Consider the following 24,427-nt stretch of genomic DNA (forward strand, 5'->3'; position numbering starts at 1 on the left):
CCGATTGACCGGTGCGATCCCCTCGGAATCGCGCGATCAGGACGAGAGCGCGTGGTAGAGCAGGTCGGGCATGTGGGCGTGGACGTCGCCGGGAGTCTTCAGCGGCGGCGTGTAGGTGCCCCAGCAGTTGACCGGCAGGATGAACGAGCGTCCCATCATCATGCCGGCAATCCAATTCTGTGCATATTTCTTGAAATTAGCATTGCCTGCTCCCGCCATGAGTCGATAAGGGCTGTTCGAGAAGAGGCTGTCGAAGTCGAAGACCTCGCGGAGCAGCCCGGAACCGCCCACCTTGCCCAGGAACATGGCCAGTGGACTGATGCCGAAGCTGAAGCTCGAGGCGCCGAGATTCGCCAGTTGCGGCGTGTTGGGATCGTAGGGATTGACCCACTTCTGGACCTCGAGCAGCAGTTCATTGAGGCGTGCGATCGGATCGTCGCCGAGGAAACCGAGGTTCATGTACTGTGCATTGCTCATGATCGGCACGAAGAGCACCTGCTTGCGTCCCGCCGCGACCGACTGGCTACCCATCCAGGGTCCATAGCGGAAGACGGTATTCCATCGGCCCTGGTTCTCGTCGTAGTCGCGATCGTCCAGGCCGGCGAATCCGGGGTTGGGATGGAAGAAGACGTGCGCGGAGTCAAACTGGCGGAGATCTGGCGGGGCGACCGCCTGGATCCAGTACCGCTTCCCCCCGCGGGTGATCTTGAAGACGAGCAGGATGAAGGGCCTGTTGATGGTGGTCGACCGGAGGCCCCCCTGCCGACGGGGATCGGATGAGACCGTGGTCGGATCCACGACGTCGTAGGGGTAGATCGCAGGCACCCCATCCATGGTCTGCTCGATCGAGTCGCCGGTAGGACCGGGCTGCGGCCCGGGGTCCGACAACCGGGCGTCGAGTTTGGCCAGGGTCCCCTTACCAACCTTGCCGTCCCATTCGGATGGGACGCCGGGGAAGGCGGCCATCTGAAAGGCCTTCACGGCGGCGGTGGTCACCGGGCCGAAGATCCCGATCTTGTCGCCGAAATCGTCCGTGGTGCCCAGGGTCTTCGGCAGATAGCCGAGTTGCTTCAGCGCGTACTGAATCCTCGTGATCGCGTCGGGGTCCTCGATCGCCGGCTGAGGCTTGATCGACGGCGGCCCCTGGGATGCCTGTTCGAGCCGCGCGTTACCACGAAGGAGATCCGATTTGAGTGCCATGCCCTCTCCTTTCAGGAAGCCGCTGTCATCGGTCCTGGCCGATGGTTCTTCCCGCAGGCAGTCCCACCTTGGGCGCCTCCGGCAGCAACCGTGTCGGGACGGCGCCCTATGCGAGTTGCGGGGGCCCAGAGTTCAGCCTTCATCGTCTACCGGTCTCTTCACTTGTAAAATCCTGCTCCGTCAGCAAAACCCGAAAAGGATCGATCGAGAAATGGCCCGTTCGCTCGATGACCCTGTAGAGATCATCCGACGATAGGCTTCAGGCATGGCGCCGATCTCGCCATGTTACGGAGCCATCACGTCTCCTCCAGAACATGGGCCGGTCTCCTCGCCGGATCCTGAGGCCCTCAGTAGGCGTCGCTCGACGGGTCGTCCTTGCCGGCGATCGAGATCAGCCCCCGCAGCGCCTGCCGCGAGACGGTGGCCTTGAGGAACTTGACCGAGCCGTCCCCGAACGCCGCGTTCACGCCCACGGGATGGACGAGCGTCGAATCGGGCGTGATGCTCAGGATCGTCGTTTCATCGGCGTCGATGGGTGCCATCCAGGGGACGGCGTGCCCCTCATCGGCCTCGATCACTGCGAGCGTGGCATCGGTTCCGTCGGTGATCTCCGCCAGCCGACGGGGCTTCTCCGGGTCCAGGAATGCGGACGGCCCCGCGCTGGCCAGGTAGGCCGTCGTGTTCCTCGGCGCCTTCGAGGAGGGGCAGCGGTACGTGCTGGGCATGTTCTCCGCGGCCTTGCGGTTGACGGGGTCGTCCCAGGGTTTGGACAGGTCGACGGTCGCATAGAAAGCATCGTGATCATTGAGATACGGCCAGATCAGGGTCCGCCAGCTATGGAGCCGCCGGCCGTCGGCGTCGAACGTGCAGGCGGGGGGGAAGGCTCCCTCGGCGTCCGCGTAATTCCGGAGCGCCAGCGCGATCTGCTTGAGGTTGGTGACGCACTGGGCGCGGCGCGCGGCGCCCCGGGCGCTGCGGGTTGCCGGCAGCAGCAGGGCGGCGAGGAGCAGGATGAGGCCCAGGCAGACCAACCCCTCAATGCAGCCGAAGCGTGCCCCGCCGGCCGGCTTCGGGACGGCGCCGGCGAACTCGGGATCGTGGTCGACGGTGCGGGACATGGGCGGGGCTCCCCAATGCTCCCTCTGATCGGATCCGCCAATCCCCTTGTTTTACAAATGTCGCAGATAGACTTCAAGGGGGAGGAAACGGACCTCGACCCGACGATCCAGGGCCCTGGCGATGCGGCGGAGCATCGACAGGGAATGTCCGTCGTAATCGGCGTCTTCGAGGCGGCTGATGACGGAGGCCGTCGTGCCCACGAGTTTGGCCAGGCCAGCCTGAGTCAGGCCGGCCTTCGTCCGCAGGTCATGAATCTGCCGCCCTACCTCGGCGTTCGCGATCTCCTCCGCGACAGCGGCCGCATCCTCTGCGTCTACGCTCCGCTTGACACACCCTACACATCAAGACATCTACCACAAATCGTCTCGGTCCTTCGAGACGGTTTCGCCGCCGGAGATCGTGTAGAGGGCGCGACGAACATCCGCGGGGAGTGTCGGCCTGAAGTAGTGAAGGCTACCGTCCATGAAGCACATGCCGATGGATATCTCGTGATGCAGCTTCGACGCCGGGGAAAGTCCCAGGACCAGGGGGAGGTCGGCGTCAACAGGGGCCATCCAGGGGACGGCGTTCTCCTTGCCCGCCTCGAGGACCATCACCGTCTCGCCGGGCCGATCGGTGATCTCGGCGGGGCGGCGGGGCTTGCCTGGAATCAGGCAGCCGTCGGGGGCGGTGGTGGCGAGGTAGGTCGTCATGCCGGGCCGATCGGGCGCCATCGGGCAGCGATAGGCGAAGGGCGTGGGCTCGGACCACCGGAGGTTCACCGGGTCATCCCAGGGCTTCGACAGGTCGATCTGGTCGTATCGCCCTTTCTCATCGAGGTAGGGCAGGATCAGGGTCCGCCAGCCATGCAGCCGCCGGCCGTTCGCGTCGAGCGTGCAGGCTGGAGGGAGGGCGCCGTGGATGGCCCGATACTGGGTGAGGGCCAGCGCGATCATCCGGAGGTTGTGGTCGCAGATGAGTCGGCCATGAGGTCCCGGACGAGCGGCGTTGAAGATCGGCAGGATGACCGCGAGCAGGAGGCCGAGGATTGCCGTGATCCAGAGATTCCCCACCCAGAGGAGACACCCGCGGCCCGGCCCTGGCTTCCGGATCAGGCGGAAGTAAGGGTCGATTTCGAAGGACGCAGGCATCGGTCGGGCTCCTCGACAGTTCTGGAAGCCGTCAGTACGCGTCGCTTGACGGGTCGTCCTTGCCGGCGATCGAGATCAGCCCCCGCAGTGCCTGCCGCGAGACGGTGGCCTTGATGAACCGGACAAAGCCGTCCCCGAACGCCGCGTTCATGCCCACGGGATGGACGAGCGTCGAATCGGGCGTCAGGCCCAGGATCGTGGTTTCATCCGCATCGATGGGTGCCATCCAGGGGACGGCGTGCCCCTCATCGACCTCGATCACGGCGAGCGTGGTCATCAGCCCGTCGGTGATCTCCTCCAAACGCCGCGGCTTCCTCCGGTCCAGGAAAGCCGACGGCCCCGCGCTGGCCAGGTAGGTCGTCGTGCTCCTCGGCGCCTTCGAGGAGGGGCAGCGGTATGTGCTTGGGATGTTCTCCGCGGCCTTGCGGTTGACGGGGTCGTTCCAGGGTTTCGAGAGGTCGATGGTCCGGTAGAGCGGTTCCAGCTCGAGGAACGGCAGGATCAAGGTCCGCCAGCTATGCAGCCGCCGGCCATCGGCGTCGAACGTGCAGGCGGGGGGGAAGGCCCCGTGGGCTTCCGAATAGTTGTGGAGCGCCAGCGCGATCTGCTTGAGGTTGCAGACACACTGGGCGCGTTCGGCGGCGCCCCGGGCGCTGCGGGTTGCCGGCAGCAGCAGGGCGGCGAGGAGCAGGATGAGGCCCAGGCAGCCCAGGCCCTTCAGACAGCCGAAGCGTGCCCCGCCGGCCGGCTTCGGGACGGTGCCGGCGAACTCGGGGTCGTGGTCGACGGTGCGGGACATGGGCGGGGCTCCCGACGCATTCCACATGACTCGGCGGTCCGGTGCGTCCGCGCTTCGCTCGACGCACCCTACAGATCCTTGAGGATTCCGGCGAGGTCTTCCAGGGCGAACTGGGCCTTCACCGCGCCTTCCAGGTAGGCCGCCTTGTTCATGCCGTAGACGACCGAGGTGGCCTCGTCCTGGCCGAGGGTGGAACCCCCGGCGGCGAGGATGGCCTTGCAGCCTTCCACGCCGTCGCGGCCCATGCCGGTCATGATGACGCCGAGCGCCCGGGCCTGGAAGTGCCTCGCGACCGAGCGAAACAAGACGTCCACCGAAGGCCGGTGGCCGCTGACGGGATCGTCGTCGGTGATCGCCACGCGGGGCCGCGCGGCGGGGCCGGCGACGCTCAGGTGCCGGCCGCCGGGGGCGACGTAGGCATGGTTGGGCTGGAGGACGTCCCCCTCCGCCGCCTCCTTCACGCTCAGGGCGCACGACCGGCCCAGGCGGTCGGCGAAGACCTTCGTGAACTGGCCGGGCATGTGCTGGACGATCAGGATCGGCGGCATCGGCGGCGCCAGCAGCGGGAGGACCTGGCTGAGCGCCTGCGGGCCCCCCGTGGAGATGCCGATCGCGATGCAGGCGACCGTCCCCGGGGCGGCCGGCGCGGGGCGCGGCGTGGCGGGCCGGGCCGATGTGGACGTCGTCGCGGGGGCCGACGCGGTCCCGGGCGCGGCCGGGACGACGCCGGTCCTCCGCTGGCGGCGGACGCGGCTCTGGGCGGCCGTCAGGACCTTGGAGATCAGCAGGTCGGCATGGGCCCGCATCTCCGCGAGCTGGTTCTTCTCCGGCTTGGGCATGAAGTCCACGGCACCGAGCTCCAGCGCCTGGAGCGTGACGTCGGCCCCGGCCTGCGTCAGCGCGCTGACCATCACCACCGGGGCCTCGTGGGCCGCCAGCAGGATCGGCAGCGCCTCGAGGCCGGAGACCTCCGGCATCTCCACGTCGAGCGTGATCACGTCGGGCTTGAGCCGAGACGCCTGGATGACGGCGTCGCGGCCGTCCCGCGCCATGCCCACGACCTCCACCTCCGGCGAGGCCCCGAGCAGGTCGGAGAGGAGCCGGCGCATCAGCGCCGAGTCGTCCACGATGAGCACCCGCACCTTGCCTCCCGGGCCCGCCTGCGTCACGCCCCACCCGCCCCGGGCAATGTCCCGGTGTTGGACTCGTCGCCGAGCTTCCTCAGCAGCCGGACGACCCGATCCCGGTCGAACGGCTTGACGATGAAGTCGATCGCGCCGTCGCGGATCGAATCCATGAGCGATTGTTTCTGATCGAGCGCCGTCACCACGATCACTCTTGCCTCCGGGTCCCCCGCGCGGATCCGGCGGAGGGCCTCGAGGCCCCCCATGACGGGCATGACCAGGTCCATGGTGACCAGGTCCGGCCTCAGTTGCGCGTAGAGCGCCACGGCCTCCTCGCCGTTGGCGGCCTCGCCGGCGACGGCCCAGCCCGCCTCGGCGGCGACGTCGCGGATCAGGCGGCGCATGAACAGGGCGTCGTCCACCACGAGGAGCCGCTTCGGGGCCGCGGCCGCGCCTGCATTCGCGCCCTCGCTCATGCTCATGACGGACGTCCCTCGAGTCGTTCAGATCTCATGATCGGATCCTCCCGGGATCCTGATAGCGACGATGCCCGATGCCGTGTCGAGCGTCAAGTGCCGGCCGGAGCCGCCCCCCGTGTCGCGGGCCACGATCGGGATCCGGAGCTCGCCGAGGATCCGCTCGACGGCCTCCGCGTTCATCCTGCCGATGTTCAGCGCCTGGCTCGCCTGGGGGCTGGTCGCGAACATGCTGGCGCCGCCGAGGACCTTGGCGACGAGCCGCCCGACGGTCCTCACGCGGAGGAGCTTCTCCATGTCCGCGACCATGCCGGGGATCGCCGTGTCGGCGAACTTGCCGGGCTGGTCGGTGGCCCCGCGCGAGTCCGGCAGGACGATGTGCGCCAGGCCCCCCACCCGCGCCACGCGGTCGTACAGGACGACCCCCACGCACGACCCGAGCAGGGTCTTGATCCGCGTCGGCGCGGCCGCGACCGCCCAGCGGCCGATGGCCACCGAGAGGACCTCCGGCGGGGGCGGAGTCGCGGATGGGCCGGGCGTGGACGAGGTCGGGGCCATCAGTGGGATTCCAGCTCGCCGATCGCGCCGGCGAGGGCCCGGAGCGAGGCGTGATCGGGGATGAACAGCAAGGTCCAGTCGAGCGACAGGTCGCGTCGGCCGGCCGAGAACGCCGAGTGGACCAGGAGCACGCGATCGAGCTCCAGCGCCTGGTCCATGAGGGCGAACTCCAGCAGGCTGCCGGCGAACTCGTGGAGGAACGTCGGCGGCGAGGGGACGAGCTCGTCCGCGTCGCCCCCCTCGCCCTTCGCCAGGCCGCCGGGCAGGTGGGCGGCCAGGGCGTTGAGATACGCGCACCCGACGATGTTGGTCGTCTCCATCGCGGCCGACCGCTCGATCTCCCCCCAGGTCGTGGTCGTGCCCGGGGGCTGGCGGAGCAGCAGGTCCGCCAGCGCGAGCCCGGCGCGGTCCTCGAAGACCAGGAGCATCTGCCCGCCGAGCGGCCCGGAGAGCACCATCGCGCACGCCGCCACCAGCGCCTCGGCCGGCCCGAGCACCCCCGCGGCCTCCGCCAGGTCGACCTGCTCCACCTCGCTGATCGACAGGCTGACCTCCTCCCCGAGCCACTTCGAGAGCGCCTGCGACGCCGCCGCGGCCCCGCGCTCGAAGATCATCCGCAGGTGCCGGCACTGGGATTCGGTCAGGACGGGAGGCATGAGGTGACTCGTCAGGGTGGATCGATCGATCGCGGTCGGACGACTGGCCATCCGGGATACCCGAAACGGGCCGAAAAGGGAACCGGCGTGCGGAACTTCGCTAGGCGAGGGCTCGCGCCGCCTCACGCCCGACGGCCCGGCTCGCCGCCATGGTGATGACGGCGTCGACGTCGAGGATCAGCGAGACGCGGCCGTCCCCCAGGATGCTGGCACCGGAGAGGCCCGGCACGGATCGGAAGTTCTTCTCCAGGGATTTCAGGACGACCTCCTGCATGCCGATGAGCCGGTCGACGACCAGGCCGATGGTCGTCTCCCCGTTCTGGACGACGACGACCCGGAGGGACTCCGCCGGCGCGCCATTCCCGCCGCCCCCGTCCGGCGCCTCGCGCCGCTCCGACGGATGCGAACGGCCGGCCCAGCGGAAGAGGTCCTTGAGGGAGACGATCGCGATGATCCGCTTGCGGACCTCGATCGTCGGCCGGCCCTGGACGCGGAAGACTCGCGACGGCTTGACCTCGACGATCTCGTCGATGTGGTCCAGCGGCAGGGCGTACACCTCGTCGAAGACCTGCACGAGCAGGCTGGACATGATGGCCAGCGTGAGCGGCAGGCGGATCGTGAAGACCGTCCCGTGGCCGGGCGTCGAGCGGACGTCCACGGTGCCGCTGAGGTTCTCGATCCGGTTCTTGACGATGTCCATGCCGACGCCGCGGCCGGAGACATCCGTCACGGTCTCCGCCGTGCTCAGCCCCGGGTGCCAGATGTAGGCGATCAGCTCGCGGTCGGTGAGCCCCGCGGCCTCGGCCTGCGTGACGAGCCCTCGGGCCACGATCTTCTTGCGGATCCGCTCGCAGTCGATGCCGCGGCCGTCGTCGCTGACCGTGATCACGACGCTGTTGCCGCGGTGCGTCGCCTGGAGCGTCACCGTGCCGGCCCGCGGCTTGCCGGCGGCCTCGCGGGCCTCCGGCGGCTCCAGGCCGTGGTCCACCGAGTTCCGGACCATGTGGATGAGCGGGTCGCTCAGCTCGTCGATCATCCGCTTGTCCAGCTCGGTCTTCTCGCCGCCGATGACCAGCAGCACCTCCTTGCCCGACGAGTGGCTGAGGTCGCGGATCACCCGGCGGAACCGCTCGAAGAGCGGGCCGATCGGCACCATCCGCGTGTCGAGCACCCCCTTCTGCAGGCCGTCGGTCACCCGGCCCAGGCTGTGGATGGCCTCCGTGAGCGCCTTGAGCGTCTCGCGGCCCTGGCGGAGCCTGTCGAGCTCGCCGTGGATCTCCTTGACGTTGTCCCGGAGCCGGCGGACGTGCCCCGCCCAGCGGTCGAGCGCGCCGTCGCCGGCCCCCGCCGAGCCCAGGCCGTCGAGCCCGCGCGTGAGGCTCTCCAGCCGGTCCTCCGTGTCGGCCGCCAGCGCCTGGGCGTTCGACCCGCGGAAGAGCTCGTCGAGCCCGCGCGCAATATCCACGAACCGCGCCTTGTTGATGACCAGCTCGCCGGCCAGGTTCATCAGGTAGTCCAGCCGGTCGCTCTCCACCCGGATCGTCTCCGCGACCTTCTTCTTGGGCGCCGGGGCGGCGGGGGACATGCCAGGAGCCGACGCCGCGCCTTCACTCCCTCCCCCCACCGTGGGGGAGGGTTGGGGAGAGGGGGCGACCGCCTCGGCCGCGGGCACGACTGAACCTGTTGCCGAGGCCGCCTCTTCACCCCCTCCCCCCACCGTGGGGGAGGGTTGGGGAGAGGGGGCGACCGCCTCGGCCGCGGGCAAGCTCATCACAGAGGGCAGGGCGGCCCCTGCGTCGATTCGTATCCGCGCCACGCCGTCCACGTCCGCCAGGGACCGCAGCTCATCCGGGCCGCAGTTCGTGGCCAGCCAGACGGTGAACTCGGTCAGCGACTCGGCCACCTCGAGCTGCTCCGCCGGGGGCCTCGTTCCGGTGATGGTCCCGCGGGTCGCCAGGCGATTCAGGACCAGCCGGGCCTTCATGTCGGCCAGCGGCAGGTTCGGCTCGAAGGCGACCGTCACGGCCACGCGTTCCGAGTCGTCGACCAGGCTGACCGTCGGCGCGGGAGCAGGCTCCGGCGCCTTCGCGGGCTCCTCGGCCTTCGGTGGTGCCGGCACCGGGGCCGGGGCGTGCGTCGGGTCGAGCGCGGCGATGACGAGCGGGACGAGCATCGCGAGGTCGGCCTTGCCGGCGCCCTCGGCGCGGAGCTCGCGGTGATAGTCGCGGAGCTCGTCCAGGCAGCGGAAGGTCAGGTCGAGGACCGGCCGGTCCAGGTCCCGCTTCTTGCTCCGGAACTGGTCGAAGAGGCTCTCCAGGTGGTGGGTCAGCTCCTTGACCGAGTCGAACCCCATGACGACCGAGGAGCCCTTGATGCTGTGGAACATCCGGAAGGCCTCGGCCAGGGCCTTCGCGTCGGCGGGTTCCTGCTCCAGGCGGAGCAGCGCGTCGTTGAGCGCGGCGATGTGCTCGTCGGTCTCGTCCAGGTAGAAGGGGAGCAGCTCGGCAGGGTTGAACCCCGACATCGCAGGTTCCTTTCCTCGCAGTCAGGACTGCTTCTGGTAGAGCCAGGGTTTGACCTTGGTCAAGGAGTCGAGCATGGTGTAGATCCCCTCGGTGGGGCCGACGACGAGATACCCGTTCTTCGCCATCAGGGCCAGCACGTTCCGCACCACGGCCTTCTTCGATTCCGCATCGAAGTAGATGAGCACGTTCTTGATGAAGATGCAGTCGAAGGGATCCTCGCGGAGCGGGAGCATCAGGTTGTGGGGCTTCCAGGTGACGAGCTCGCGGAGCTCGTCCCGGGCGGTCCACCGGCGGGGGCGGGCGGCGGCGTCCTCGTCGAAGTATCGCTTCTTCTCGGCCTCCGGGACGAGGTGGACGGCCCGATCGTCGTAGACGCCGGCCCTCGCGGCGGCGAGCGCGGCGCCGCTCAGGTCGGTGCCGAGGATGTGGGTCTTCCAGCCCGGCAGGAGGGCCCGGGCGGCCAGGACCTTCAGGCCGATCGAGTAGGGCTCCTCGCCGGTGCTGCACGCGGCCGACCAGACCCGGACGTTCCGCGGGTGCTTGTGGTGCCGCGAGCGCTCGGCGAGGCCCGGCAGGAACTCGTCGACGAGCCAGGCGTAATGCTGCGGGTCGCGGTAGAAGTACGTCTCGTTGGTGGTGATGGCGTCCAGGAAGAGCGGCATCTCGGCCGCGCCGGCCGGCGTCGTGATGAACGTGTAGTACGCGGCGAAGGTGTCGATCCCCGTGGCGCGGAGCCGCCGCCGGACGCGGTTGGCGATCAGCACCCGCTTGTTGTCCGCGATCCGGATGCCGGCGGACCGGTAGATCAACGAGCAGAAGCGCTTGTATTCGTCGTCGGACAGCTCGTGGGCGCTCATCGTTGACGTCCCCGGGCCGGCGTGCTCCGAGGCTGTCCGGCTCGACCAGGACGGTCGCCCCCCCTCCCTGACCCTCCCCCACGGCGTGGTGGGGGGACCGGAGGGGCCGCCTCACGTACGGTGCAGAGATCTCCTCCGAAGCCTCGACTCATCGGCCCACCCCCACCCACTCCGCCCTTCCCACCCCGCACTCCGCACTCCCCCGCCGCGGATCAGACCTTGAACCCGGAGATCACCTGCTTGAGCGAGGCGGCCTGGGCGCCGAGCTCCTCCGCGCTGGCGGAGAGCTGCTCGGAGCTGGAGGCGTTCGTCTCGGTGATGCTGGAGACGTTCTGGATCGCCTTGTTGACCTCGGTGGAGGCCTCGGTCTGCTCGCGGGTGGCCTGGGCGATCTTGGCGATGCTGGCCGCGGTCTCGCGGACGCCCTCGACGATCCGCGCCAGCGACTCGCCGGCCTTCTCTGAGAGCTGGGCGCCGTCGGCGACCCGGCGGGTCGATTCCTTGATCAGGGCGGTGATCTCCTTGGCCGCGGCGCTCGAGCGCTCGGCCAGCTTGCGGACCTCGTCGGCGACCACGGCGAAGCCGAGCCCGTGCTCGCCGGCGCGGGCGGCCTCGATGGCCGCGTTCAGGGCCAGCAGGTTGGTCTGGCTGGCGATCTCGCTGATGACCTGGATGATGTCGCTGACCTGCTCGCTCGACTTCTTGATCAGGACCATGGCCTCGACGGCCTGCTCCACCGAGTCGCCCCCCTGCTTGGCCAGGTGGGTCGTCTTCTCGGCCAGCGAGGTCGCCGAGTCGGCGTTCTTGTTGATCTCGACGATGGCGTGCGAGAGCTGCTGGATCGAGGCCGACATCTCCTCCACGGTCGCCGCCTGGTTCTGGGCCGACTCGCTGAGGTAGCTGGCGCTCTCGGCCACCACGCGGGAGCCCTCGGCGAACTGGCTGGCCGACTCCATGATCTGCTCGATGATCTTCTTCAGGTCGCGGATCATCTCCGCGAGGGCCCCCCCCAGGTGCCCCATGTCGTCCTCGCCGCGGACGTCCACCGCGACGGTCAGGTCCCCCTCGGCGGCGGCGCGGGCCACCCGCATCAACTGGGCGACCTTCGTCTCCAGCTCCTTCTTCGACCGGTCGATCCGCGCCTGCTGGTCCAGCCGCTCCATCGCCGAGCCGACCAGCCGGCCGACGTTCCGCAGCGCGTCCAGGCGGGCCGGCGAGGGCTCGAGCTTGTCCTCGGTGAAGAAGTCCATGGTGCCGACCACCCGGCCGGTCAGCAGGATCGGCAGGCAGACGCCGGACTTGAGCCCGTTGCGGCGGGCCGCCGGGGCGCGGGAGCAGCCCTTCATCTCGCCGAGGTCGGGGACGAAGACCAGGTCGCGGGACTGCCAGGCCTGGCCGTTGAGCCCCTCGCCCTCGCGGAACCGCGCCTCGGAGGTCACCCGCCGGAACTCCTCGCCGACGGATCCGGAATCCTGCGAGAAATGGAGCGAGTGGTCGTCCGCGTTGACCTCCCAGAACGAGCCATACGACCAGCCGAATGACTCCCGGACCGTGCCCAGCGCCGCGGCGATCGCGTCCCGGGCCGAGCCCGACCGGCCGAGCGCCATCAGGAGCTGGTTGACCGCCGAGGTATTGGCCGCCAGCTCCTCCTCGCGGGCCTTGGCGGCAAGCCGCTCCGTGACGACCTCCCAGGTGATCATCGGCCCGCTGTAGCGGCCGTCGTGGTCCACCATCGCGGTGACCAGCAGCTCGAACTTCTCCGGCCCCACGCCGATGAGCGCCTTGCGGGGCAGGTTCCGGGGGTCGGCCAGGAGCCGCCGCTGGTGCTCCGGCGCCCGGTGGAAGACGTCGATCGTGTGGCCGATCATCTGCTCGGCCTTGATCGGCAGGTGGGCCTCCAGCTTCTTGAGCGTCTGGAAGGCGGCCGGGTTCATGTACCGGATCACCAGGTCGAGATCCGCGAACATCATGTTGATGGGCGCGTTCTCGACCATCTGCTTGATCCGGTGCAGCTCCTGCTGCTCCGCCCGGCCGGCGGCCGAGGCCGGGGACTCCGCCACGGACTCGGCCGACGCCATGGCCCGGCGCGACCGTTGCGCCGGCGGAGCCTTCGGGGTCCGGGCTCGCCGGGGTGTTGCCGGCCGCGGCCTGTCCGCGGGATCGGGGGGGAGCGAGGAGGGGTCGATGCTCATGGCCGCGCTCGTCGTTGAGGTGGTGTGGGATTCGTGGATGCGATGCCGTGGGAATGTGCGGAGTGGATCGATCGTACTGGCTGCGCCGATTGATCAGGCAATCGCCGCCGCGGCGAGTTCGTCCGCTTCGAAGAGCTTCTCGATGTCGAGGATGATCAGGAGCCGGTCGTCCAGCTTGGCGAGGCCGGCGAGATACCGATGGCTGACGGCGAGCACTCCCAGCGGCGGCGGCTGGACCTGGTCGCGGTTGATCCGCATGACCTGCGTGACCGCGTCGACCACCACGCCCACGGTCTTGTCCTGGACATTCACGACGATCGTCCGCGTCTCGTCGTCGATCTCCCGGGCGGGGAGCCCGAACCGCTTGCGGAGGTTGACGATCGGGATCACCGAGCCGCGGAGGTTGATCAGACCCTCGATGAAGTCCGGGACCTGGGGAAGCCGGGTGATCGGCTTCATCAGGATGATCTCCTGGATCTTCGTGATCGCGATCGCGTAATCCTCCTCGTCGAGCCGGAACCCGACGAGCTGGATCACCGGCTGATCGCCGCGGCCGAGGCCCGCGATCGTCGCGCCCTGAGATGGACCGGGAGCCATGGGTGCTTCGCCCTGGATGAGCCGTTCGTCAATGCTGCCATCGCCGCCGCTGGCGTGCGCCCGGGCAAAATATGCCCGGCACGCAATCTGAGGAGATTGTATCACACGGACCAGGATCTTCGGGCAATTCCGGAGAGTCTTCCCAGACGCCGCCTCCTCCGCCGATTGCTGAGGTTATAGACCGATCGGCAGGCGAGGTCCAAGTTCGAGGCGCGAATCCGGAGAGTCCCCGACCCGACGCGAAGGCCGAAGCCAAGCTTCGCTCTTGCATCAAGAGCCCCCTCGTACGACAATTGTCATTGACCGTTCAAGCGGGCTCATCGATGCGGCATGCGGCGTCCACGCGGAGGGAGGCGGCCCATGGCGGGATTCGTGTCGTGTGCGTGCGGGAGGACGTACGAGGCAAAGGGTCCGGACGCGACGTGCCCCGGGTGTGGGCGGGCCCGACCGGTGAGCGGCGACAGGTGGCCGGGGCGCGCGGGGCGGGCCCGATGGGAATTGCTAGCCCTGGGGGGGCTCGGACTGGGCCTGCTCGCCCTCATCCTGGTTGCAATGCAGCCGGTCCGCCATTCGTTGCGGCGGAATCGGTGCACGGAGAACCTGAGGCAGATCGGTCTGGCTCTACAAGAGTATCACAACGCCTTCGGCTGCTACCCGCCCGCGGCCATCGTCGACCGGCAGGGGAAGCCGCTGCTGAGCTGGCGGGTGGCCATCCTGCCGTACCTCGGGGCGAAGGAACAGTACGCGAAATTCAAGCTCGACGAGCCGTGGGACAGCCCCCACAACCTGGCACTCATGAACGATCGGCCCCGTGTTTTCGCCTGCCCCGGCGACCCCGAGACGAGGCCGGGGATGACGGGCTATCAGGTTGTGGTGGGCGCGGACACGGCGTTCCCGCCCGACTTCCATCCGGTGACTATGGCAGGCATCACCGACGGCACGAGCAACACCCTGGCCGTCGGCGAGACGCGCCGCGACGTCCCTTGGACGAAGCCGGAGGACGTGCCCGCGGCGAGCGCGGCGGTGCCAGGGCAGGGTGCTCTTCAGGGGCCGCACGAGGGCGGGACCCAGATGCTCTTCCTGGACGGGAGCGTGCGGTTCGTCGAGTCGACGTACGAGCCCAGTATCGTCGCGGCCTTGCTGACGCGTGCCGGCGGGGAAGTGATCTCGGCCGACTCCTACGACGGAGGGTACGACTCGACGACCGCGGCCGTTCCGCCCGCATCGGCCTCATCATACCGGCGCCGCGAGCTTCGCGCGGCCGCCGCGAAGGGCGGAGTCCCGTGCACCGAGAACTATGAGCCCATCGCCGACAACCCGTTCCTCCGTGTCCGGGACAAGCCGCGGTCGACGTTCTCCGTCGACGTGGACACGGCCAGCTACGCCAACATCCGCCGGTTCCTCGACCAGAACGCGGCGCCTCCAAAAGATGCGGTGCGGATCGAGGAGATGCTCAATTACTTCGCCTACGACGACCCGCCCCCGACGGATGATGCGCCGATCGCCGTACACGTGGAGGCGTCGCCCTGCCCGTGGGCCGAGGGGCACCGGCTGGCCCGGATCGGCCTGACCGCCCGGCCGATCGGCCGCGAGGGCCGGCCCGCGAGCAACCTGGTCTTCCTGATTGATGTCTCCGGGTCGATGACCGATACGAACAAGCTGCCGCTGCTGAAGTCCGGGCTGCGAGCGATGGTGAACCACCTCGGCGAGAACGACCGCGTGGCCATCGTCGTCTACGCCGGAGCGTCCGGGCTGGTCCTGCCTTCGACCTCGTGCCACGACAAGGCGAAGATCCTCGCCGCGCTCGACTCGCTGGAGTCCGGCGGCTCGACCAACGGCGGAGCCGGGATCCAGCTCGCCTACGAGCAGGCGGTGGCGAACTTCCTCAAGGGGGGAACGAACCGCGTGATCCTGGCCACCGACGGTGACTTCAACGTCGGTGTTGCCTCGCAGGGCGAGCTCGTCCGGCTGATCGAGACGAAGGCGAAGAGCGGCGTCTTCCTGACGGTCCTCGGCTTCGGGATGGGCAACCTCAAGGACGCGACGCTCGAGCAGCTCGCCGACAGGGGGAACGGCCACTACGCCTACATCGACTCGCTCCGCGAGGCGAAGAAGGTCCTCATCGAGGAGATGGGCTCGACGCTCGTGACCGTCGCCAAGGACGTCAAGATCCAGGTCGAGTTCAACCCGGCGAAGGTCGGCGCGTACCGCCTGATCGGCTACGAGAACCGGCTCCTCCGCGCCGAGGACTTCAACGACGACACCAAGGATGCCGGCGAGGTCGGCGCGGGCCATCACGTGACGGCCCTCTACGAGCTGATCCCCGCGGGTCGCGAGGACAAGGTCCCCGCCATCGATCCGCTCGAGTTTCAGAAGGAGCGGAGCCCTTCGGGCGAGGCCCGCGACGAATCCATGGTCGTCAAGCTCCGGTACAAGCCCCCCGCGGGCGAAGAGAGCCGGCTCATCCGGACCGGCCTGATCGACGGCGGACTTGATTCGATCTCGCAGGCGAGTGCCGACCTCCGCTTCGCCGCGGCCGTCGCCGGCTTCGGCATGCTCCTCCGCGACTCGCCCCACAAGGGGAGCCTGACGTATGAGGCCGTCCTGGAGCTGGCCGCCGCCGCGACCGGCACGGATGCCCAGGGTTACCGGCGGGAGTTCGTCGGACTGGTGGGGAAGGCCAGGTCGCTGGGCCGGTGACCTGGGACGGGCGGGGGGAGGGCTGTTACAGGAGCCTACTTTGGGCCTTCTACTCGGTCTTCCGGCCCGCCAGGAAGTCGGCGACGCGGAGGCGGGCAATCGGTTGGTCGTCGACGAAAAGCGTTACGTCTGCATCCTCTGCGAGGATCTCACGGCCGGCGGCGGTGTAGACCTCAAGCGTCCGCTCCGGGAGATTGACGATCCAGTAGCTCGGGATGCCGCCGTTCAAGTAGGTCGCAGCCAGTGCACGGTCGGCGGCCAGGGTCGTGTCCGAGACTTCGACGACCAGGGCGACATCGGGGGGGCCGGGATCGAGATCCTCGTAATCGTCCACCTCGCCCCGAGCGACGAACAGGTCCGGCTCTGGCATGCTGCTCCGCAAAGGGAGCCGCACCGGCTTCTCGACCTCCAGATGCCAGCCTTCGGGCAGGGCCCGCTCGATCGCCCGTCGACAGTTTTCCGACGCCCGAGAATGCCGCCGCCCTTTCGTCATCTTCCGCACCAGCATCCCTTCGATTAGCTCCAGCCGGTCCTGCTTCGTGAAGATGCCGCGTGCCACCATCGCGGCGTACTGATCCACGCTCACACGGTAGGGCACCAGGCCCTTCGGCAGCATCGGCGGGACATCGAGTTGATCGATGGACATGATCCGAATCCCTCCACGACAGCGACCGGGCGAAACCAGGCACGACGGGCTGGGGCTCCATCGTTCGCTCCAGTCTATCGCATCGAATCGAGTCCTGCCTTGCTCCAGGAGCCATCGGCGTTCATCGGTCAGAGCGGGCGGCCGATGCTCAGCGCGCCGCGGCGGCTGCCGCCGGCTTGGCGGGACGTCGGCGTTCCGGGGTCGTCGGGGCTCGCTCGATCAGCTCGTTCGGGGCGCCGGACTTCTTCCGCAGCTCGAAGCCGTCGTAGAGGTCGCCGACGGCGGTGCGGGCCTCGTAGATCAAGGCATCGCCGCGAACCGTGATGATCTGGTAGAGCTGGGTGTCCTCGGCCATCCGGATCATCCACGGCTCGCGCTTGCTGTCGTACATCTTGGGGCCGCTGACGGAGACGACGTAGACCGTGCCTCCGCCGTCGTCGCGGCGGCTCAAGCCGGTGGGGACGTTGTTGTACGCCCGGAGGCCGCTGCGGGCATACGTGTGGTCGTGACCCTGGAGGACCAGGTCCACCTTGTGGCGGTCGAAGACCGGCTGCCAGAGGTCGCGGAGCTTGGGGTTGTCGCGGTCGCCGGCCGCCGAGTAGATGGGGTGGTGGAACGTCAGGATGGTCCAGCGATTCGGGTTGTCGGCCAGCACCTTCTCGAGCCAGGGGACCTGCTCGGCCTGGCGCTCGTTCGAGTTCAAGGAGACGATCCGCGCCCCCTGGTAGTCGACGTAGTAGACCGTCTCCTCGAGCCCTGGCGGCCCGTGCTCCGGCAGGGCGAACTGGGCCCGCCAGTGGCGAGTGATGGCGGAATGCTCGTCGGGCTTCACGGCTGGAGCGTTCACATCCGCGGCGGCTGCGGCCGGCGCGGGGGCCTTGACGCGCTCGTACTCGTGGTTGCCCGGGGTGGGGAGGCTCGGGACCATCGCGTTGACCCAGCCGCCCCCCTGGAACCACTCGCCCCACTCGGCGTCGCGGCTACCGCGGTTCACGAGGTCGCCGGCATGGACGATGAACGCGGCCTTCGGGGCATCGGAATACGCCCCGCGGATCACCCGCGACCAGAGCGACTTGATGTCGTTCTGGGCGTCCCCGAAGTAGATGAACGAGAACGGCTCGGGCCCGTCCAAGGCGGTCCGCGCGTGGACCCACTCGCTCCAGTTCGCGCCGTCGCCCACGCGATAGGCATAAAGCTGAGCCGGGCCGAGTCCCGAAAAGACGACCGAATGGAACCGAGCCGGCCCGAGGTCGGTGGTCAGGGGCTGGCTCACCGCGGTAATCGTCTTCGCGCTGGCCCCGAAGTTCGGGGCGGCATCGGCCGGCGCGATCTGGGCGATGGCCTTTGCCACGCTCGAATCGGTCCGCCAGGTCACCGCGATCGTCCGGGCCGTATCGCCCGCGAACGTCCGGATGATCCGGTCCGGGATCGCGCTGGGCCTGTGCGCCTCCGGCTCGGGGACGGGAATCGGCGGGTGGTCATGGTCGTGTTCGTGATCGTGATCGTGATCGTGGCGATGGTCGTCGTCGTGCCCGTCGTGGGCACAGGCAACTGCAACGGTGAGGAAGAGGGCGAGCGAGCCGGCGGCCCACCGGGTCAATGCGGATCGAGTCGTCATCGGGCTGTCCTCGGCGGCGGCGATTTCACCCCGATGGCGCGGCGGTGCCATGGGCTGGGAAGACACCACGATAGCGAACCCGGCCGCGGCTGACAGCAGAAGGCGGGGGGGATCATGGAATCTTCACGGGGGCGGAGAGTCGGAGCCGAGCGATTAATCGTCCATTGCGGCCCGAGCGTCCTCGCGGCGGGCGTCCTCCTCATAAGCATCGGCGACACGATGCAGGGCCCTGGCTGTCCTGGGCCAATCAAGGTCGCATTGCTTCGCCCAGGCTCGGTATTTCGCGGCGAGGTCGCGTTCCTGCTGGCCGCCTTCGTTCAAGGACTTCCGGACGATTCCGCGATTGTTGAGAATCCCGATATGGAAACCGTTCACGACTTCGTCCGTATCAATCTCCTCGATCACATCTCTCACGGATAGGCATGGCCAAGCCCCGTCGGTTTCTGATGGAGCATGCGAGAAGACCTCACCGATCCGCTCATCGCAGACCTTAAGTAGATCCCGCTCGCAGGCCAGTTCGCGGGCACGATGAATCCAGTCGATCAACTTCCTCTCGTCGACCGTTCCGTTTTCTGTCTGGCCCGGGATCGCTCGCCAGGCCCGGAGCAGTCGAAAGCCGTTGAGAGCGGCGCCCAGGACTTGAACGAAGAATTTGGGGTTGTCGCAAAGCTGGCCGAGCAGGGTAACGGGTAAGGCCAGCCGATCGTCTAGAAGGTCCAGGAAGATCCATTCCAGTTGGGCCAGGCGAAGTTCATCGACGATGAGATCCTCCTGGCCGACCTGCTTCTGAATCGTCTCGAAGATCATGGAGAGGTCATATCGAAGGCCCGCCGGGTGAAGTGCCTGCGTGGTCTCCGCCGCAACCTGGCGCCAGCATTCCAGGACATCCATCAGCAGGGACGATTCGATCGTCTGCTTCTCATGGATGGCCATCCTGACAACCTGGATGGCCGCATCGGGCCGCTTGTGGGCCAGGAGCATCCTGACGGCTCTTTCCACGTCCTCAACAGTCTCGCCACCTCGATAGATCTCCAACGCGTGGGTCCAGTACCACGCGGACACCTCATCTCCTCTTGCGGCAGCCAGATCCCAGGTTTTTCTTACGAAGGGTAGGACGATTAGCAGGCTTCCGACCTGCTCAACGGACCAGGTATCCATTGGAAGGCGTTCGATCCAATCCCATCCCGATTCGCGAGTCCTCGCCCAGATGTACCCACGCGCAAAGAAAACGAGCTTCTGATCCGTCGAAGAGAGCATGTCGGGCAGAATCTTCGCCTCCGCATCGCCCAGGTTTGCGAGTCGAGCGCCTGATTGGACAAGTGCAGCGCCGACTTCACCTGGGGCTTCGGCGTACTGGACAAGCCTCAGGATGCCTTCCCAACCTTCACGGGCCGTGATCTCCTGCAGAGCGGCTCGTCGGCCGGAATCGACGGTATCCTCCTGACCCTGGGAGTCGAAGGTGACATCCCATCGCGGCCTGAACAGTCTTATGTGCTTCTGAACCGGATCTCCTCCATCAAGATTGGCACGGATCCGTTCGAGGCTCGAAATGGTCTCTGCTTGCAGGGCCCAACCCGAGGTGGAGAATCTCCGATTCCAGTCGATTCTCTCTCCGAGTGCCCTGGAGAGGGCCTGTCGGTCCTCCTCAATGAAATCGCTGGCGGTCAGGCCGTCCAGCTTGCTGATGAAGGCGGAGAGTGCCGGCTCCGGCAGATTCTCCATTTGCTCGATCAGGCTCACCCAGTGAGCCACGTCGTTTCCGGTCTGCTCGACCAGGAGACCGGCGCAGGCGCGAACCTGTTGCCAGTATTCCGCGGCGGTAACCCCCTTGGACCAGCCGAGTGACCAGTCACGCCAGAGGGGCTGGGATGTCGGCTTCGCTACGTGCTGCTGATTGGGAAGAAGGCTTATGAGAAGTCGCCACCCTGCCTTGGGCCGGCGTTCGATGAGCTTCTTCAAGACCCTGACCCGTTCCTCGGCGTTGGTCATGGTCTGAGGGAACCACGGCATGAAGATCTGGATCAGGCTGTCGGCCGGGGTGTTGCCGAACGTTCCTGCGGAGACTTTCTCGTCGAGAGCCGCAAGGATCAGGCTGACCCTGGCTAGGGACGAGCGATCCCATGCAAGTCTCTCAAGGGCCCAGAGCAGACCAGTATGAGGATTGGAGCTGAAGTAGCTCTTGTCCTGCTGTCGGAACATCTCGACGAGGACGGGCGATTCCCGCTTCAGGTCCTTCTCGGCCGCATCCAGGAAGGCACCCGGCGATGCTTCCGCCAGAAACGGAAGCAAGGCGGAGAGAGAGGCCCAGCGGCGCCATCCCTCGCTGTGGAGTAAATCCCTAACGATCGAATCCGCCAGGCCATGAGCATTCACGGATTCAGATATGTCGTCGGATGCTCTCGCCCCGAGGATGGCGAGCGTTTCGGCGAGGCCCTCGCGAAGCGTTGAGGAGTGCCTCAGGCGCTTGTTCCGGACGGCCGCCAGCCATCGCTCGTCCGGGGGAAGCTCAAACGCGGGATCGTCCTCGGCGAGCACTTCGAGGCTGATCTTTCGGATCCAATCCAGATGGTCTTGCTGGACGAAACGGCCCAGCAGGAACCAGGAATCATCCCGAGAGATGAGACGCCGAGAATCGCCGCGATGTGAGAGCAAAGGGTCGGGGCCCTGTGACCACTTCAGGGCGGCGTCGGCGATCTCGCGGTACGGGAGTTCCGAGAGCCGTTCGAGGATCCTTCGGTCCGCCTCCGAGCCGGCGTCCCAGCTTCCTGCCAGCAGGAAGGGGATCAGCTTCGGGGCGTCCGGCGGGTCGCTCCATGGCGGGCGAGCGCGGCTCGGCACGCGGGCCAGGAGGCGTTTGAGCACGGTCAGGCTTCCGCCCGACTCTCGGCCATACTTCTGAGCCCTTACTTCGTCGAGCCCAGACGAGATGAGCGACTTCTCGAGCTCATACCGAGAGACGCGGGGCAAGGATAGGAACTCGCTCGCTCGCTGCTTTGAATCGGCGGCGAGAATAACGCGATGCCCGCGCCGCTCGGCCTCGGCGACCAACTCCGGCTCGATCGTTAGGGACGGGGCGGGGACGAGAAGGAGTTCCCGCTGGGTGAGTGTGGCCAACGACCGCCAGGCATTCCGGTCTTCCACGATCAGAGTCCGCGCCCCGAGCAAGTCGGCCCGCGACGGCTTCTGAGCATAGGCCGCCACGAAGTCAATCACCTCGGACGGTGCCCGGGTCTCGATCACCAGCGATTTCGTCGAGGATGATGACCAGTTTTTCGCGCTCGGAGGTTCCGGCTCAGAGGATCGACCCGAGCCATAAAACCACGCGTCGAGCCCTTCGACTTGCTCCTTCCTGGACGTAAGGAAGACCTCGGGCTTCAAGCTCGGAGAAGTCATTGTTTGAAGGTTGGCCCAGTAGTCGTCAAGCGTGGTCACGCCATCAGGCTTCATCCCAAACAGCGAGGCGAGCCAAGCGTCCACGGCCGGAGCCCGTTCAAGCCACTCTTCAAGATTGGAGGAGTCATAAACACGAACGTCCTTCCACAAGCCTAGCGCGATCTTGGCCCTGCACCATGAGTCCTTGGCTTGCCACTTGCGCGGCGTGACGAAGACGAAGGTAGTTTGTTTGAGATCAAGGCCCAGTGGATTCTCTGATCGCTTGGCGAAATCGTCCTCAGCCTTACTCCGCGTGCTTTCCTCGGCGCTCAACTCCCAGACGCTCACCTCCTCCGGCACATGAACGTCCGTTTCGCCAGCCTTGACGACTCCATCCCAGTCCGGTCGGTGGACCTGTTCGCCGGAGGGAAATCCGATCCACCGAAGATCGCCCGCTGTCGCCCAGATCAGGCGACGGATGAGTTCCGGCAGCTTGAACTTTCCTTGCGTGGTCTCTGCCCAGGACTCCAGATTGAGCGCCCGCACCCATCCCATCCTCCTCCCTCCAAGTTGGATCTCCTGGAAGATCTGAGGCAACTTCCCGGCCACCCGGCGGTTCCCGCGAACCTCATTCGGAATCCGCCCCGTCTCCGCCGCCGCCATGGCGAAGAACGCATCACGACCGGCAGGATCGGCATCGAGCTTGAGAGCCTTCACATACGATTCCAGGATCTCGCGCGACTGGGGCGGCGGCATGAGTCCACGCTCTAACCGGCTCAGATTCCCCGGGTTAAAGCCGTTGCGGTGGCAGAACTCGCGCAGGGAAAGGCCCATCGCCTTCCGCCGCGATCGAAAGAACTCACCGAAGCTGCCGCCTGATGCCATCTCGTGACCCTTCTTCGTTGTATTGATTGTACAACATGATCCAAACCAGTCAATCGTTTCATCGAAGCCAAAACATGGACCAATTTACGGTTGTAAGTCGATTCTAGAAAGGATATTGTGACACTCTGTCAACAAGCTAATTGAGTAGTTGAAACAGACGCGATTCTGCACCAGGCGATTTTCACGAAATCGAATACAATGCCCGTCGTCATGGGTCCCCTGGAACTTCAGCTCCTGGCCTATGCCCAGAGCCAGGGAAGTCCGACCGTCAAGGCCGGCGAGTTCGTCAGCGCCCTAAACTGGACACCCATACAGGAACGGCAGGTCCTGAGCCGGCTGGCGGGGAAGGGGATCCTGGTGCGGGTCCGGCCGGGGTTGTACCTCGTGCCCCCTCGACTGCCGCCGGGGGGGCGATGGAGTCCGGGAGAACCCCTGGCGCTGGAGACGCTGATGAAGGATTGCGGCGGTCGCTATCAAATCTCCGGGCCGAATGCCTTCCATCGGTACGGCTGGAACGAGCAGGTGCCGAACCGGCTCTACGTGTACAATGACAGGATCTCAGGAGACCGGCGGATCGGGCCAGTCTCGCTGACGCTGATCAAGGTCACCGCCGACCGATTGGGGAGCATCGAGACCGTCCGCACCCCCGTTGGTATCGTCATGATCTATGCTTCGAAGGCCCGGGCTTTGGTCGATGCCGTCCAGGATTGGTCGCGGTTCGACACCCTGCCCAGGTCGTTCGACTGGATCACCAGCGAGATCCGGGCCGATGAGACATTGCCGGGAAACCTCGTGCGGGCGGCGGCTCAGTTCGGCAACATGGGGACCGTTCGGCGGATCGGGATGCACCTGGAGAGGCTCGAAGTCCAGCGAGCCTTGCTGCGGCGGTTGGAGTCGAAGCTGCGCCCTTCCTCGAGCCTGATCCCCTGGGATCCGACCCGCCCGAAACGGGGCAAGGTCGACCGCCGATGGGGAGTGATCTTCAACGATGGCTGACGAACCGGGCGAACCGGGATTTCACGCCGATCCACAGCGGTTTCGAGAGGCCCTCTCGCGGACCGAGGCGGAGACCGGCTTCAGCGCCCGGCTCATCGAGAAGGACTACTTCTGCACGCTCATCCTCGGCGACCTGACCCCGATGTTTGACCTGGGGCTCGTGTTCAAGGGCGGCTACCTGACGCTCCCAGTAGGCGACGTCTGCTGACCCCGATGTTTGACCTGGGGCTCGTGTTCAAGGGGGGGACATGCCTGAGCAAGGTCCATGCGGTCTTCTTCCGCCTGAGCGAGGACCTCGACTTCGCCGTTTCCATCTCCCCCGCAGCCAGTCGATCGGAACGGCGGAGGATGGCCGCCCCGTTCAAGGCCCATTTCGCCGCGATTTCATCTCGCCTCCCTTGCTTCAGGATGTCCGAGAGGATTGATCCTTGGTTCAGGGATCGCCATTACAAGGGATCGCTCTCCTACGAGTCCGCCGTGACGGGCGAAGCCGAATCCATCAAGCTCGAGATCTCGCTCCGCGAGGAGATCATCCGTCCGACTCAGATCCTCGCGGCGAGTACCCTGCTTCTTTCTCCACACACCGGCCTGCCAGCGATGAGGCCCGCCAGCGTCCACACCCTCTCCATCGAAGAAGCCTACGCCGAGAAGATTCGGGCGGCGCTCACCCGGCGGGGACCCGCCATCCGCGATTTCTTCGACGTCGATCATGCCATCCGGTCGTCTCTCCTCAATCCTTCTCATCCGTCGCTGCTGGGCCTCGTGAGGATGAAGCTCGCCGTGGAAGGGAATGATCCCGTCGACCTCTCGCCATCTCGTCTGGAGAGGCTCCGCGTCCAGGTGGAAGCCCAGCTACGTCCGGTGCTACGCGACCGGGATTACCTCGCCTTCGATCTGGATCGAGTAGTCCGGAGCCTGGAGGAACTCGTGGGGGCCCTCGCGGCCGATCATGGCTACTAGGGCGTGGCGAGGGCGAG

Annotated in this window: 20 protein-coding genes; 4 read left to right on the forward strand and 16 right to left on the reverse strand. The window is 67.0% G+C overall.

Features of this window, described 5'->3' with window-relative positions; all coding sequences use genetic code 11:
- Positions 1-36 precede the first annotated feature (36 nt).
- The 13 genes from G6O54_RS11885 to G6O54_RS11945 form a co-directional block, all read right to left on the reverse strand.
- Complete coding sequence (locus G6O54_RS11885) at positions 37-1,200, reverse strand: peptidoglycan-binding domain-containing protein (protein WP_165225217.1); 1,164 nt, start codon at positions 1,198-1,200, stop codon at positions 37-39.
- 347 nt (positions 1,201-1,547) lie between these two features.
- Positions 1,548-2,318, reverse strand: coding sequence for a DUF1559 family PulG-like putative transporter (locus G6O54_RS11890; protein ID WP_165225221.1), 771 nt, complete (start codon positions 2,316-2,318; stop codon positions 1,548-1,550).
- A 51-nt stretch (positions 2,319-2,369) separates the two neighbouring features.
- Positions 2,370-2,600, reverse strand: a complete 231-nt coding sequence (locus G6O54_RS11895; RefSeq protein WP_165225447.1) for a helix-turn-helix transcriptional regulator — start codon at positions 2,598-2,600, stop codon at positions 2,370-2,372.
- A gap of 69 nt (positions 2,601-2,669) precedes the next feature.
- Positions 2,670-3,449, reverse strand: a complete 780-nt coding sequence (locus G6O54_RS11900; protein WP_165225224.1) for a DUF1559 family PulG-like putative transporter — start codon at positions 3,447-3,449, stop codon at positions 2,670-2,672.
- A 31-nt stretch (positions 3,450-3,480) separates the two neighbouring features.
- Positions 3,481-4,248, reverse strand: a complete 768-nt coding sequence (locus G6O54_RS11905; protein WP_165225227.1) for a DUF1559 family PulG-like putative transporter — start codon at positions 4,246-4,248, stop codon at positions 3,481-3,483.
- Positions 4,249-4,316: 68 nt separating this feature from the next.
- The gene (locus G6O54_RS11910) at positions 4,317-5,390 is read right to left on the reverse strand and encodes a protein-glutamate methylesterase/protein-glutamine glutaminase (RefSeq protein WP_205678747.1); all 1,074 of its coding nucleotides are present in this window, start codon (positions 5,388-5,390) and stop codon (positions 4,317-4,319) included.
- Positions 5,391-5,413: 23 nt separating this feature from the next.
- Positions 5,414-5,854 (reverse strand): response regulator, encoded by a 441-nt coding sequence (locus tag G6O54_RS11915; protein WP_250846845.1) that lies wholly within the window; start codon positions 5,852-5,854, stop codon positions 5,414-5,416.
- A 21-nt stretch (positions 5,855-5,875) separates the two neighbouring features.
- A complete protein-coding gene (locus tag G6O54_RS11920; protein WP_250846846.1) occupies positions 5,876-6,406 on the reverse strand; it encodes a chemotaxis protein CheD in 531 nt (176 codons plus the stop codon).
- Positions 6,406-7,062, reverse strand: coding sequence for a chemotaxis protein CheC (locus G6O54_RS11925; RefSeq protein ID WP_165225230.1), 657 nt, complete (start codon positions 7,060-7,062; stop codon positions 6,406-6,408). Before G6O54_RS11925 ends, G6O54_RS11920 begins: the two co-directional genes overlap by 1 nt.
- A gap of 100 nt (positions 7,063-7,162) precedes the next feature.
- Positions 7,163-9,586, reverse strand: a complete 2,424-nt coding sequence (locus G6O54_RS11930; protein ID WP_165225233.1) for a chemotaxis protein CheA — start codon at positions 9,584-9,586, stop codon at positions 7,163-7,165.
- Between the two features lie 21 nt (positions 9,587-9,607).
- A complete protein-coding gene (locus G6O54_RS11935; RefSeq protein WP_165225236.1) occupies positions 9,608-10,444 on the reverse strand; it encodes a CheR family methyltransferase in 837 nt (278 codons plus the stop codon).
- A 212-nt stretch (positions 10,445-10,656) separates the two neighbouring features.
- Positions 10,657-12,636 (reverse strand): methyl-accepting chemotaxis protein, encoded by a 1,980-nt coding sequence (locus G6O54_RS11940; protein WP_165225239.1) that lies wholly within the window; start codon positions 12,634-12,636, stop codon positions 10,657-10,659.
- Positions 12,637-12,729: 93 nt separating this feature from the next.
- Complete coding sequence (locus G6O54_RS11945; RefSeq protein ID WP_165225242.1) at positions 12,730-13,233, reverse strand: chemotaxis protein CheW; 504 nt, start codon at positions 13,231-13,233, stop codon at positions 12,730-12,732.
- A 450-nt stretch (positions 13,234-13,683) separates the two neighbouring features.
- On the opposite strand from G6O54_RS11945, the gene G6O54_RS11950 reads away from it, so the two are divergent.
- Positions 13,684-15,933 (forward strand): YfbK domain-containing protein, encoded by a 2,250-nt coding sequence (locus tag G6O54_RS11950; protein WP_205678748.1) that lies wholly within the window; start codon positions 13,684-13,686, stop codon positions 15,931-15,933.
- Positions 15,934-15,982: 49 nt separating this feature from the next.
- On the opposite strand, the gene G6O54_RS11955 is transcribed toward G6O54_RS11950, so the two are convergent.
- From G6O54_RS11955 to G6O54_RS11965, 3 genes are all read right to left on the reverse strand, one after another.
- A complete protein-coding gene (locus tag G6O54_RS11955) occupies positions 15,983-16,549 on the reverse strand; it encodes a Uma2 family endonuclease (RefSeq protein ID WP_165225245.1) in 567 nt (188 codons plus the stop codon).
- A 178-nt stretch (positions 16,550-16,727) separates the two neighbouring features.
- Positions 16,728-18,197, reverse strand: a complete 1,470-nt coding sequence (locus G6O54_RS11960) for a purple acid phosphatase family protein (RefSeq protein ID WP_165225248.1) — start codon at positions 18,195-18,197, stop codon at positions 16,728-16,730.
- A 153-nt stretch (positions 18,198-18,350) separates the two neighbouring features.
- Positions 18,351-22,454 (reverse strand): helix-turn-helix domain-containing protein, encoded by a 4,104-nt coding sequence (locus tag G6O54_RS11965; RefSeq protein WP_165225252.1) that lies wholly within the window; start codon positions 22,452-22,454, stop codon positions 18,351-18,353.
- Between the two features lie 198 nt (positions 22,455-22,652).
- On the opposite strand from G6O54_RS11965, the gene G6O54_RS11970 reads away from it, so the two are divergent.
- From G6O54_RS11970 to G6O54_RS11980, 3 genes are read left to right on the forward strand one after another with little or no spacing between them, the layout of a single operon-like run.
- Complete coding sequence (locus tag G6O54_RS11970; RefSeq protein WP_165225255.1) at positions 22,653-23,450, forward strand: type IV toxin-antitoxin system AbiEi family antitoxin domain-containing protein; 798 nt, start codon at positions 22,653-22,655, stop codon at positions 23,448-23,450.
- Positions 23,443-23,658 (forward strand): hypothetical protein, encoded by a 216-nt coding sequence (locus G6O54_RS11975; RefSeq protein WP_165225258.1) that lies wholly within the window; start codon positions 23,443-23,445, stop codon positions 23,656-23,658. The genes G6O54_RS11970 and G6O54_RS11975 overlap by 8 nt, the downstream gene beginning before the upstream one ends.
- A gap of 5 nt (positions 23,659-23,663) precedes the next feature.
- On the forward strand, positions 23,664-24,410 hold the full coding sequence (locus tag G6O54_RS11980) for a nucleotidyl transferase AbiEii/AbiGii toxin family protein (protein WP_165225261.1): 747 nt from the start codon (positions 23,664-23,666) through the stop codon (positions 24,408-24,410).
- The last annotated feature ends 17 nt before the right edge of the window (positions 24,411-24,427 follow it).

Origin of the sequence: Aquisphaera insulae (genome assembly GCF_011064615.1) — a bacterium.
Taxonomy (GTDB): domain Bacteria; phylum Planctomycetota; class Planctomycetia; order Isosphaerales; family Isosphaeraceae; genus Aquisphaera; species Aquisphaera insulae.